General features: G+C 63.9%; 9 protein-coding genes. 1 reads left to right on the top strand and 8 read right to left on the bottom strand.

Annotated elements, in window-relative coordinates:
* Positions 1-37 precede the first annotated feature (37 nt).
* The 6 genes from C440_RS06175 to cobN all read right to left on the bottom strand — a co-directional run bounded on the left by C440_RS06175 (position 38) and on the right by cobN (position 8,744).
* Positions 38-835 (bottom strand): helix-turn-helix transcriptional regulator, encoded by a 798-nt coding sequence (locus C440_RS06175; RefSeq protein WP_008319351.1) that lies wholly within the window; start codon positions 833-835, stop codon positions 38-40.
* Positions 836-877: 42 nt separating this feature from the next.
* The gene (locus C440_RS06170) at positions 878-1,744 is read right to left on the bottom strand and encodes a UbiA family prenyltransferase (RefSeq protein WP_008319349.1); all 867 of its coding nucleotides are present in this window, start codon (positions 1,742-1,744) and stop codon (positions 878-880) included.
* Positions 1,745-2,140: 396 nt separating this feature from the next.
* On the bottom strand, positions 2,141-3,448 hold the full coding sequence (locus C440_RS06165) for a cobyrinic acid a,c-diamide synthase (RefSeq protein WP_008319348.1): 1,308 nt from the start codon (positions 3,446-3,448) through the stop codon (positions 2,141-2,143).
* Positions 3,445-4,248: a cobalt-precorrin-7 (C(5))-methyltransferase gene (locus C440_RS06160; protein ID WP_008319345.1), complete on the bottom strand. Its 804-nt coding sequence runs from the start codon at positions 4,246-4,248 to the stop codon at positions 3,445-3,447. Before C440_RS06160 ends, C440_RS06165 begins: the two co-directional genes overlap by 4 nt.
* Positions 4,241-4,921, bottom strand: coding sequence for a precorrin-8X methylmutase (locus C440_RS06155; RefSeq protein WP_008319343.1), 681 nt, complete (start codon positions 4,919-4,921; stop codon positions 4,241-4,243). Before C440_RS06155 ends, C440_RS06160 begins: the two co-directional genes overlap by 8 nt.
* On the bottom strand, positions 4,914-8,744 hold the full coding sequence (gene cobN / locus C440_RS06150; protein WP_275040241.1) for a cobaltochelatase subunit CobN: 3,831 nt from the start codon (positions 8,742-8,744) through the stop codon (positions 4,914-4,916). The genes C440_RS06155 and cobN overlap by 8 nt, the downstream gene beginning before the upstream one ends.
* 33 nt (positions 8,745-8,777) lie before the next feature.
* Between cobN and C440_RS06145 the strand changes: the two genes are divergently transcribed.
* Complete coding sequence (locus tag C440_RS06145) at positions 8,778-10,955, top strand: ATP-binding protein (RefSeq protein ID WP_008319339.1); 2,178 nt, start codon at positions 8,778-8,780, stop codon at positions 10,953-10,955.
* Here the strand turns inward: C440_RS06145 and C440_RS06140 are convergent.
* Together C440_RS06140 and C440_RS06135 are read right to left on the bottom strand one after the other, a co-directional pair.
* On the bottom strand, positions 10,952-12,181 hold the full coding sequence (locus tag C440_RS06140; protein WP_008319336.1) for an outer membrane protein assembly factor BamB family protein: 1,230 nt from the start codon (positions 12,179-12,181) through the stop codon (positions 10,952-10,954). The genes C440_RS06145 and C440_RS06140 overlap by 4 nt on opposite strands.
* A 6-nt stretch (positions 12,182-12,187) precedes the next feature.
* Positions 12,188-12,565 carry a DUF3209 family protein gene (locus C440_RS06135; RefSeq protein ID WP_008319333.1) on the bottom strand — a complete coding sequence of 126 codons (378 nt, stop codon included), beginning with the start codon at positions 12,563-12,565 and terminating at the stop codon, positions 12,188-12,190.
* Position 12,566: the final 1 nt, after the last annotated feature.

The raw sequence follows: 12,566 nt of genomic DNA, 5'->3' as shown, positions 1-12,566 counted from the left end.
ACGCTTGTCTATTCAAAAATATAACAGATATTATTTTCTACTCGGTTTGTGCGACAGACTCCGTCACGTTGACCGCATTATCGCGGTACCCCTGGTAGACCTTCCGCGCCCACGAAACTGCGGCAGGGCTATCGTTCATGAGTACTCCTTGAATGCCACCGTTGTTATAGACCGTCATCCCCGCCGTCTCGCCGTCTTCTTGCTCCATTATCCACAGCGCGTACGGCAGTTCGACGTCGGTCCGGTAGAACTCGACGTCTTCGTAGCCCGCGAGTCTCGCCATCGCTTCACTGCGAACTTCGATAATCGAGTCGAGGACATTGCTTTCGACGACGATTTCGACGCTCAGACCGTGTCCTTGTACGCCGCCTTCTATCGTATCAGGGTAGGTCGATAGCGCGGTCGGTGCGAGACCGTTCATTCGAGTCGAGATTGCTAACAAGTCGTCGCTGGCTTTGAGCGCCGAGTCGGGGACGTTCGGGTCGGACGGATAGACCGAAACACCGTCGAGAAACGCGAGGCTGACCGAACTATCAGAAGGAAGATAATTTAGGATATCTCCAGCGCGACTGAGACTATCCATGATATTCGTGTACTTCGTATATTCCGCCAACGCGAGTTCGCCTTTCGTCGTCGGAGCGTATCTGCTGTTGTGTCGCTCGACACAATCTATCGATTCGAGGTCGTCGATGCCTCTGTCGATTGTGGAACGCGATGTCCCGAGGATTTCGGTGAGTTCCGGTTTCGTGTACGGTTGGTCGGATACGGCTTCGAGAATCACACTTCGTTTGTGGAGGACATCTCGAAGTTCGCCGTTCTGCGTCAGGCTACTCATACACGAGAATTCGGATTACTGATATATAGTTATTGCAGAGATCTACGCGAATAAACTCACCGCGAACGCACCGTTTAGTGCAGTTGCCCACACATCAATTCGAAACCACTGTGCAATTTTGTGACATTGGGCCGCTTCCGGACCGTCTCGGACTGCCACTGCGAGGGTGACGTATCCGAGGCCGCCGATGACTAACCCTGCGGCGGCAATCAGGTATCCTTGCCCGACTGCGAGCACCGCGGCTAGAACAGTCACGCACCCGGCGAGCCACATACTCGGTGTCACACCGAGTGACTGGGTGAACGTCTCGATGCCGCTTTTCCGGTCGTAAGCCGTATCCGCGGCTTGGTGGACCACGTGGTACCCGAACGCGTACAAGAAGACGATACCGAGCGGGGTCACGACCCGCCCGTCGGCCGCTCCGCCAGCGACAATCACGACGGGGAGGATAACGCCGACGACATCGACCCCGGTCGTCACGAGGTGATTGAACACGCCGCGTTCTTTCAGTCGCGGCGGGTACGAGTAGGTGAATCCGAGTATCGAACTCACTGCCCCCACGAAGACGAAAAACGGCATTCCGCTTTCGATGCTGAGCCACGCCCAGAACGCGAGTCCCCCGATTAGTTCGACAGTGAGCATCGTCCAGAGGGTTTCGACACCGATTGTATCGACCGCTGAGGCGAGATGCGACTTCTCGGGATTCGCTTTGTCGATCGTGTAGTCGTGGATGACGTCGGCGATAGACGCCTGCGTCTTCGTGAGCATCACGGCGAGGAAGACGATTCCGAGTTGGTGATTTGCGTCACCGAATAGTTGGATAGGTGACTTTTCCACAAGACCGATTCCGATAGCGAAGTAGACGAGGTTGTAGCCGACCGTTTCTGGAAGGCGGTTGACGCGGGCCAAATCAGTGAAATAACTCCGAAACCCCGCGAGTGAACTCCCCCCAAATGAGTAATTTAACCTCATTACGTACTTTATTCCCGCTAATACCAGAAGTATATACCTCTAACTGTCATTGAATTCAAATAATTGGTTGTCGCAGACATTTTCGGCTCGTGTTCGGAACTCGGTTTGTCCACTGCCTCGCAGTTCGTACTCGACCTACGATGGCCGCCGCGTGACTATATTGGTATTTCGAAAAACATGAACGATAGCTGTACGGACACGGTCGTTTCTCGCTGACAGCGTCGCCACTATTTACTCAGTTAAAAATGTATTTTGAGAGCATCGCTGAGGTGGAACCGGCGTGGCTGTCGAAGTCGTCCCGAAGCGCAGATACGTGCCGCGGTTCGCTCGACATCAGCGCGTGGCCGTCACGTTCCGAACGAACGTCTCGAATGCGCCGCTTTCTGCGTGGACGTGGCAGTAGGTTCCGAGCGTTCGGTACTCGAAGAGACCGTCAGACTCGTCTTCGATTCCGCTTCCGCGCGTTACGTCGAAGGCGAATCGCGCATCGGAATCGACGTCGGTGCGGGAGTAGTGGAACTCGTGGCCTCGGAGCCGACCACCTCGTCCGGCCGTGAGCGTGTCCGTCGTCGCCTGGAGTTCGACGTGGTCGAGCGCCTGATACCGGTCACACATCTGCACGTCCGCTGGGAGGACGCCGGCCATCTCGTACGTCCCTTCGTCCGTCGTCAGCGACTCGGTAAGCGCCATCAGACCCCCGCACTCGCCGAATACGGGCAGTCCATCGGCGGCTTTTCTTGCGATGTCGCCGAGCGCGGGACAGCCATCCAGTTCGGGACCGTGCAGTTCTGGATAACCGCCGGGGAGGTAGACGCCGTCACACTCGGGTAACCCGTCGCCCGCGACCGGCGAGAACGTCACTACGTCCGCCCGCGCTTCGAGTTTCTCGATAGTCGCCGGATAGGCGAAACAGAACGCCGAATCCCGAGCGACTGCGACCCGAGACCCAGACTGCTCGGCTGGCGACCGCGCCGGCGGTCGTGGCGGCTCCCGCGCGACCTCGGTGAGTCGCTCAGTTCGAATCTCCGCCGCCGCCTCCGCGAGGTCGTCGTCGGAAAGCGGCGACTCGTCGCCCATGTGAAGCCCGAGGTGGCGGTCTGGAATTTCGAGGTTCGACCGCGGCGGAATGCGACCGAAGTACGTCATCTCGTCCGGAAGTGCGTCTTTGATACCGTCTTCGTGGCGGCCGCCGTGCGCCCGCTGGGCGATGATTCCGGCCACGTCGATGTCGCGTCCGGCGTGGTCGGCGTACTCGCGGAAGCCGTGGGCCGTCGCGGCGACGCTCTCCATTCCGGCTTTCGCATCCACGACTAACACGACCGGCACGTCGAGCGCCTCGGCAACCATGGCCGTACTGGAGCAGTCACCGTCGTACAGTCCCATCACGCCCTCGACGACGCAGATGTCGCCGTCGCCGTGATAGTAGTTGTGCCGGATGCCGTCGTCGCCTTCGAGCCACAGGTCGAGCGTCCGAGACGGCCGCCCCGCAACCTGTTCGTGGTGGCTTGGGTCGATGAAGTCTGGTCCGGCTTTCGCGGGCTGGACGCTGTGGCCGTCGTCTCGAAGCGCGCGAATGAGTGCCAGCGTTGCGACCGTCTTCCCGACGCCGGAACTCGTCCCACCGAGGACGAATCCTCTCATCGACCGCCCTCCGGTGCGGCGGGCGCACGAACGGCGAGTACCGAAAGGTCGGAGTACGGTGTCGATTCCCGACCGCTCCCGCCTGCGGACTCGCTGAGTTCGCCGAGCGTCGTTCGCGTGATGTGTTCGTCGTCGTGAGTCAGTCGCTCTAAGACGAGCGCCTCCAGCGACTCGTCAGCGCCGGAGTCCAGCAGGAACTCGGCGATGTCGCCGGGCATCAGGTCAAACGGGCGCGGGAGGACCAGCAGGTGTCGCTCGCCGACAACTTCGGCCAGCCGGTCGAGGTCGAAATCGAGTGACCCGCTCTTGTGGAGCGTGACGAATCGCGTGTCTTCCATCGGCGTCCGCGCGCGACTCGCGGCGATTTGGAGCGACGAAATCCCCGGAATTGCTTTGACCGGCCGCTCGGACACTCGCCGAACCGCCCGCTGAACTTTCCCGAGGAACTGGTAGCCCGAGTGGTTCGGGTCGCCCATCAGCACCGCTGTGCCGCGCTCGCCAACCGCGACGCGCTCGGTGAACTCGCTCAGGGCCTCGGCCTCGTCGTCGTAGCCGCAGGTGAGTAAGTCGGCATCGGTCTCGTCGGCGACGAAATCGACGACCGTCTGAAAGCCGACGACCACGTCGGCCTCTTGGATGGCTCGCAGGCCGCGCGGCGTCAGATACTCCAGATTCCCGGGACCGATGCCGACGCCGTAGACCGGATTGTCGGCGTCTTCGATATCTGGTTCGGGCGTCGCGGCCGCGACACTTGCCGGGTCCGGCCCGCTGTCGAGGTCGTATGGGTCGTCCTCACTCATGCGCGGTCAGGTCTACGTCGCCGTCGCGTACGTCGCTTGCGACGTGAATCAACTCGTTCGTGAGGGCGGCCGCGAGACCGCTTCCGCCGCGCGTTCCGACGTTCGTCACGGCGGGGACACCGTACTCCGCCGCGACGTCGCGGATTCGCTTTCGGCTTTCGGCGGCCTTGACGAACCCGACTGGAGTTGCGACGACGACCGCCGGACGAGTGCCGTTTTCGATGCAGTCGGCGAGCGCCAACGCACCGGTCGGGGCGTTGCCGACGACGGCGATTGCGCCCTCGTAGACATCCCGTTTGTCGAGTTCGAGAACCGAGGCGGCGGTGCGTGTCATCCCGGTCTCGGCGGCGAGTCCGGCCCCGTTGCCGATGGCCTTCTGCACTGGGCAATCGTGACCGCGCCCGGTGATTCCGGCTTTCGCCATCGTGATGTCCGTCACGATTGGTCGCTCGTCGAGGACGGCGCGCGCTCCGGCGACGGCCGGGTCGTTCTGACAGCGGATGAGGTGTTGGAATTCGGCGTCACCGGTCGCGTGCACCGCCTTCTGTCGGAGTCGGTCGTTGAGCGTCTCGTCGGGGACGAACGTCCGGACGATGTCCATGCTCGTCTCCGCGATATCCATCGCTTCCTGCGTCGTTGCACCGAGGTCCGCGTAGGCTTCGTTTTCAGTCATTGGTCTGCGTCACCGCGTTGGTCGTGTTCGCTTCGAGGTCTCCTTCGACCGAGAGGTTGATGTCCTGCAACCGTTCTTTCACGTCGGCGTCGGCGTCCCAGAGACCGCGGTCGATAGCTTCGAGGAGCGTCTCGGTGATGCTTTCGAGCGCCCACGGGTTCACGTCGCGCATCCACGCCTGTCGGTCCTCGTCGAAGGCGTAGGCTTCGGCGAGACTCTCCCAGAGGGTGTCGCTGACGACGCCGGTCGTCGCGTCCCAGCCGAGTGCGACATCGACCGTCGTCGAGAGGTCGCCCGCGCCTTTGTAGCCGTGTTCCTCCATGCTGTCGAGCCAATCAGGATTGAGGACACGCGCCCGCATCGTCTTGCGGACCTTCTCCTCGTTGGTGTAGATTTGCGGATTGTCGGGGTCGCTGGAGTCGCCGACGTACGAGGCCGGGTCAGACCCGGAAATTTCGCCGACAGCGGAGATAAACCCGCCGTGGAAGGCGTACCAGTCCGACGAGTCGAACTCGTCTTGTTCGGCGGTGTCTTCGATTTTCACCGTCGCCTCGACCCCGCTCAGGCGTCGTTCGAACGCTTCGTGGGCTTCGGTCACGCGGCCACGACTCCCGAGGGCGTAGCCACCCCACTGGACGTACACGTCTGCGAGGTCGCTTCGGTCGTCCCAGTTGCCTTCGTCTACCGCCTTGTTCGTCCCCGCGCCGTACCCGCCGGGCGTGGTCGTGAAGACGCGGTGCGTGGCCAGTTTCTCGGCCTCGGCCGCGTCGAAGCCGTCGGCTTCCAACTCCTCGGCTTCCTCCTCGACGTGCTTTTTCACGTAGTTCATCTCGTGCGGTTCGTCGAGTTCGACGACCGCGTCAACGGCGTCGTTGATGACGCTCGCGGCCTGCGGGAAGGCGTCGCGGAAGAGTCCGGACACACGCGTCGTCACGTCAACGCGAGGCCGACCGAGTTCGTCGAGCGAAATCGGTTCCACGTCGTCGATGCGGCCCGCGTCGGTCCAGACCGGTTCGACGCCCATGAACGCGAGGACCTGTGCGATGGTCTCACCGCGGGTTCGAATCGTCGGCGTCCCCCACGCGACGACGCCGAACTCCTCTGGATACTCCTCGTGGTCGTCGTGATGGCGTTCGAGCACACCGTCAGCGACGCGCTTGCCCACGTCCCACGCCGGTTTGGCGGGCACCTTCCGAGGGTCGAGCGTGTAGAAGTTCCGGCCCGTCGGGAGCAGGTCCACGCCGCCGCGAGTCGGTGCGCCGCTCCCGCCCGGTTGGACGTATTCGCCGTCGAGCGCGTCCGCAGTCTGCGGAATCTCGTCTTCTGCGGCGGCGATTCGCGGGGCGGCCTCGTCGCAGATGAACGCCAGCACCTCGCGGAGGTCGTCGTGCGCGCCGCGCTTCGCTCGCGCGTCGCCGAGTTGGTCGATATCGACGACGAGCAAATTCATGTTCACCTCGTCGTCGGGGTCGGCTTCGACCTCCGATTCGGGCACGTCGAAGTCGTGTTCCGCGAGGGTTTCGACCAGTTCGACACACTGGTCGTAGACGCGGTCTGCCGCCTCCGAGAGGTACATCCCGAGGTCCTCGTCGTAGGTTCCGGGTTCGTCTCGCATCAGGTCGTACTCGACGCCCATGACGCCCGCGACGCTCGCTCTGAGGCTCGGCGTGTCGGCGTTCGGCAGTCGTGTGAGGGCGACGAGGTACTCCACGAGTCGGTCGCTTTCCGGTGGTTCGCTCATCGTGTGGAGTCCCATCCGGATCTGCGTCGTCTTCACGTCGGTCAGGTATTCGTGGATGCGCTCGACGAGGTCGTCGAACTCGGCTTCTGCGCCGATATCGGCGGCGTCCTCGAAGCCGAGTTCGACCGCGAGGTCCAGTTCTTCGACAGCCTCCACGACGAGTTCTCGGAGGTGATCGCCGCGGTCGGGGCGCGCCTCGTCCATCCCCGCCTCGCGGTACTCACGGGCGAGTTCTTCGAGGTCCGCGAGGTCGTCGTAGGTTCCCGCGGTTCGCATGACGGGCGTCAGGTAATCGACGATGGCCGCGTACGAACGGCGCTTGGCCTGCGTTCCCTCGCCGGGGTTGTTGATGATGTACGGGTAGACGTTCGGCAGGTCGCCGACTAACTGGTCCGGCGCGCTCTCGGCGTTCAGGCCGACCGTCTTGCCGGGGAGCCATTCGAGACTCCCGTGGGTGCCGAGGTGGACGACGGCGTCGGCCTCGAACTCGTTTCGAAGCCAGCCGTAGAACGCGAGGTAGTCGTGGGGAGGTTGGAGGTCCGAGTCGTGGTAGACCTTCGAGGGGTCCATTCCGAAGCCGCGCGGCGGCTGGACCGTCACGAGGACGTTTTCGAACTCGACGCCCGGAATGGCGAAGGGTCGCTCTGGCGGTTCGCCCCACTCTTCGACGAGATTGTCTTGGAAGCGCTCGTCGGTCTCCTCGAACCACTCGCCGTACTGGTCGGCTGAGACGACGTCGACGCTCAGGTCCCGAACGTCCTCGGGTGCGACCCAGCGGTCGTCGAGAGTGAGTTGCGACGTGAGCGTGTCGATGAGCGCCTGTCCATCGCTTGGAACGTCGCCCACAGCATAGCCTCGTTCCTGCAGTTCGGAAAGCAGGTTGACCGTACTCGCCGGGCTATCGAGTCCGAACGCCGTGCCGATACCGTCGTCGCTCGGCGGGTAGTTGTGGAGGACGACGGCGACGTTCTTCTCGTCGTTCGGCAGGTACTGGAGGGTCGCCCAGTTGACCGCGAGGCGGGAGATGTGGTCCACGCGGTCCTCGATAGGAAAGTGCTGTTTCGGCGCACTGCCGACACCCGCCTCGTCTTCCATTCGCTCTTTTCCGCTGATGGGGTGGGTGATGACGTTGCCGTCGAACTCGGGAAGCGAGACGGAAAGCGCGAGTTCGAAGCCCATCACGCCGGTGTCACTGCTTTCGTACCGAGAGCGAGACCGCATCGTCGTGATTCCCTGAAGCACGGGGACGCCGAGTTCGGTGAGGAACACGTCTTCTGCGTTCGCTCCTTCGTCGGCCGCGTCGCGGCCGCGTTCGCTCATCGACAGCGAGAACATGAACGAACTGATCACGGCATCGACGAGCGGTCCGCCGTCGTCGGAGAACCAATTTCGGGCGACCCACTCGGCGTTTTCCTGTCCTTCCTCGTCGGTCGCGGGATTACAGAACGCCGGCAGGACGTTCGAGCCGAGTGACTCCAGTCGTTCGACCATCGCATCGACGTACCGGGTATTCGCGTGCGTCCAGTGCGACTCGTAGAACCAGAGCCCAATCGTCGGCTTGTCGTCGTCGAACGTATCGAGTAACTCCTCGTACTCGATGCCGGGGTAATTTGGGTGGTAGACGCCCTCGGTCGGCAGTTCGACCGGTTCATCGACGGTCGTGTCGAAATCGTCGTACTCGGCCGCGAGATACCGACAGAGGTTCTCGATGTTCACGACGCCGCCGCGTTCGAGGTAGTCGTAGGCTCTGTCGCGGTCTTCCTCCGCGACGGTCGTGTCCCGGAGTGCGAAGGCGTCGCCGGTGGCTTTGACGACGAGCGGGACGCCAGCCTTGGATAGTCGCTCGACGGCGTGGTCGTAGCCGGGCATGCTGTCTTCGGCACCGTGGAGCCAGAGCACGACCGCCGTCGCCGACTCCACCGCATCGACGAACGCATCGACGTCGGTGGCGTCGTCGAGGTCGCTCGAAGACCGGACGACGAGGTCGATTCCGTCGAGTCGTTTGGCGGCCTGCTGTACCGCCCCCAACTCGTTTTCGGTCGCCGTGTACAGGCCAATTGTTGGCATCTTTTGATAAAGCATTATTGCCCTACTACAAGTAAGGTTTCATATCTCATGTCTGCGCAGACGCTCCCGTTTCCCGCTATCGTCGGTCAAGAGACGCTCAAACGGGCGCTCTTGGCGGCCGGGGTCAACGACGAACTCGACGGTGTACTCGTTCGCGGTGAGAAGGGAACGGCGAAATCGACGACTGTTCGGGCGCTCGCGGAGTTGCTTCCCGAACAAGAAGTCGTGGTCGGCTGTCCCTACGGTTGTCCGCCGGACGACTCGGCGAGTCAGTGTGAGTCGTGCCGCGAGCGCGACGAGTTCGACGTCGAGACGCGTCCAGTTCCCCTCGTGACGCTCCCGCTCGGTGCGACCCGCGACCGGGTCGCCGGAACGCTCTCTGTCGCCGACGCGCTCGACGGAAACGCGTCGTTCGACCCCGGACTGCTCGCTCGCGCGAACCGCGGTATCCTCTACGTTGACGAAGTGAATCTGCTGGACGACCACCTCGTAGACCTGCTGTTGGACGCGGCCGCCAGTGGCGTCAACCGCGTCGAGCGCGACGGCGTGAGCGTCGAACACCCCGCCGAGTTCACGCTCGTCGGGACGATGAACCCCGAGGAAGGTGACCTGCGCCCGCAACTCAGAGACCGCTTTGCCCTCCAAGCGAGCGTCGTCGGCAGTCGCTCCGTCGAAGAGCGTGTCACGATTATCGACCGGGCGCTCGAACGCGGCCGCGACGCGGCCGACTCGTTTGATTCCCACCACGACGAGGTTGCGGCACTCGAACGCGACGTCCGGGCGGCCCGCGACCGACTGCCCGCCGTCTCTCTCCCGTCGGAGTTCAAGTCCGATATCGCCGAACTCTGCCTCGACGCGGGCGTCGAGGGCCACCGCGCTGACATCGCTATCGCCCGCACTGCCCGAACCCTCGCGGCGCTCGACGGCCGCACGAAGGTCATCACCGGCGACGTTCGTGAGGCCGCCGCGCTCGCGCTCCCGCACCGACTCCAAAACCGGCCGTTCGACGACTCGGCCGACGCCGACGACATCCTCGACGACCACTTCGACAGCGACGACTCGGACGCGGGAACTGAGTTGGACGACGCAGACACCGAGAACGACACTGATGACGACGGGGACCACGAAGACGGCGACGGGGATCACGAAGACGGTGACGGAAGCCATGAGGCTGGCGACGAAGACGAATCGGGAGGTCCCGAACGCGGCGCTGGCGACACTGATTCCGACCGCGACGACCGGGGCCACCCCGACAGCGGACCTTCGTCCAACGCCGAGAACGCGACCGACTCGGGCGGGGTCGAAACGACGCGGGACGGGGACCGTGAAAGCGACGGCCGCGGAAACTCGTCGGGCGGTGACTCCGATTCGGAGCCGAAATCAGACGCCGACGGCGACAGCGACGGCGGCGCGCCCGAGGCGACACCGCTTCTCCCCGGCCAGAAACGGGCGGCAGTCGGCGAGGTTGACGACCCGTCTCTCGACGACGTGGAACTCCAGTCGGACACGCCCGGCGGGGGCACGCGAGCGACAGTCGGCGAATCGCGGCAGGGCCGCGGGTCGCGCGTCCGGACCGAGCCGGCGACTGCCGCCGACGACATTGACGTTCCGGCGTCGGTCCGCACGGCGGCGTCGAATGGTCGCACTCGCGTCACCGACGCGGACCTCAAGACGGCCGTCAAGCGAGGGTCAGCCCGGTCACTCGTCGTCTTCGTCGTGGACGCGAGCGCGTCGATGCGTTCTGCCATGCGAGCGACGAAAGGAACGGTCATGACGCTTCTCGAAGACGCCTATCAACAGCGCGACGAAGTCGCGTTCGTCGCCGTCGCTGGCGATTCGGCCGAGGTGTTGCTCCCGCCGACCAACAGCGTCACGCTCGCGGCCCGCCACCTCAAGGAACTCCCGTCCGGCGACCGAACCCCGCTTCCAGACGGCTTGGACGCCGCACACCGACTGGTCACGGGTGCCGAGACGGATTCGTGTCTCGTCGTCGTCGTGACGGACGGCCGGGCGAACGTCGCCGACGGAAGCCCGACCGGTGAGACGCGGTCGGCGGCGCGGCAACTCGCAACGACCGACGCGTCGGTCGTCGTCGTCGATGCCGGCGATGATGGCGTCGGCGTGACCGATATTCTCGTCTCCGAGACCGGCGGGCGTCGAATTCCGCTATCCGAACTTTCAGCAAAACGAGTTGCCGACGCGGCGAGGTCGGCCGACGAATCCTAGTTTCGACGGGATTCCGCCGCCGGTTGCACGTGGAGCCTATACGCCCCGTGCGTGACGCCTTCGTCGTGGTATTCGACCGGCTCTTCGACCATCGCCAGTACGTCGTCACCGACGGCGATTGCAGTCGGAATACCCGAACACTCGGTTGTCTCGACGTGGCCGTCAGCGGCGTCGAAGACGCGGACGCAGTGGGTGTCGGCGCTTCGGAGCCGGAAGTTCTGCGCCGACGGGACGACGACGCGCTCGCCGACCGATTCGACGCCGCGAGCGAACCCGCCGGAGTCGTACGTCCACTTCGGGTCGCCGTCTTCGACTGCGAAGACGGTGTGTTCATTCGGGTGTCGGGCGTCCGGGTCGCGGGTCGATTCCGCGAACGTGTTGCCGGTCACGAAGACGACGGTCCCGTCTGCGACGCAGACGTGATTCGGGTAGGCGTACACCGTCTCGTCGCCGAGTGACTGTTTCGTCGCAAGGGCGACCGACCATCGCTCGCGGCCGTCGCCGTCGAGTAGATAGCCGCGCTTGTCGCCGTGACAGGCGACGGCGATGTCGTCGCCTGCGAACGCGACGTCGCCGACGCGGCGTTCGGCGTCGATTTCGGGGTCCCACGTCGCGCGCGACGCGCCGGTTTCGCCGTCGAGTACGACGAGTCCGTGTTGGTCCGCCTCGGGACAGCGATTGTACGCGACCGCGACGCGATCCCGTTCGGCGTCCAACGCGATTGGTGAGGCGGCGGTTCGGTAGCGCCACCGGACTTCACCATCGTGGTCGAAGCCGTAGACGACGCTCGTCCAAACCCGCTCGTCGCTGTCTCGTTCGTAGCGTCTGGCGATGGCGACGACGCGGTCGTCCGTAACCGCGACGTCGACGAGGTACGGCAGGAAGAACAACGACTCTCTCGTCGCGGTGCCGATGTCGTCCGTCGTCGCGTACTCCCAGCGTAGGGTGCCGGTTTCCGGGTCCAGCACGCGGAGGCGTCCGTCGCCGCCGCGCTCGCCGACGACGAGACAGTCGTCGCCCGCGGCCATCGAGACGATTCGGTGCTCGCCGCGCACCGACCAGCGCTCGCCGTCTTCGAGGGACGAATCGAATCCCGAAATTCGCCCGTCGGCCGTTCCGACGAACACCTGTTCGCCCGAGACGGCAACTGCCGACCGCGCCCAGTTGTGTCTGCTCGCGGCGGGGTCGAGAGAACCCAAGTCGCGTCGGTTCGTGAAGGCGTCCATCGCGGGTTACTCCTCGACTGGGAAGGTGTCGTGGAGGTCGTGGTGAGCCTCACCGAGGTCGTCGAGGAACGAGTCAGTCTGGTCGCGGAGTCGACGAAGCGACCGCTCGGCGTCTCGAACGGCGACGACGCGACCGCGGAGGTAGCCCGACTGCGGGTCGTCTCTGGGCGTCTCCATCGCCTCTTTTTCGAGGTCGACGAGCGCGGCGTCGAGGTGTCGTTGGGCTTCGTCGAGGGTCGCGGCGTTTGCGAGCGCCTGAATCGGGCCGGGTTCGTCGAGATAGCCTTCGAGTTCGGCTTCGGCGTGTCGTTTGACGCTCTCGTCTGTGGTGCCGGTGATGTTCATCAGTGCGAGTCGGAGTGCTTCGAGTTCAGCGCATGCCATT

The sequence above is a fragment of the Haloferax mucosum ATCC BAA-1512 genome, assembly GCF_000337815.1.
Taxonomy (GTDB): Archaea; Halobacteriota; Halobacteria; order Halobacteriales; family Haloferacaceae; genus Haloferax; species Haloferax mucosum.
Note: the sequence above shows the minus strand (reverse complement) of the source record. Positions and strands in the feature narration are given on the sequence as shown.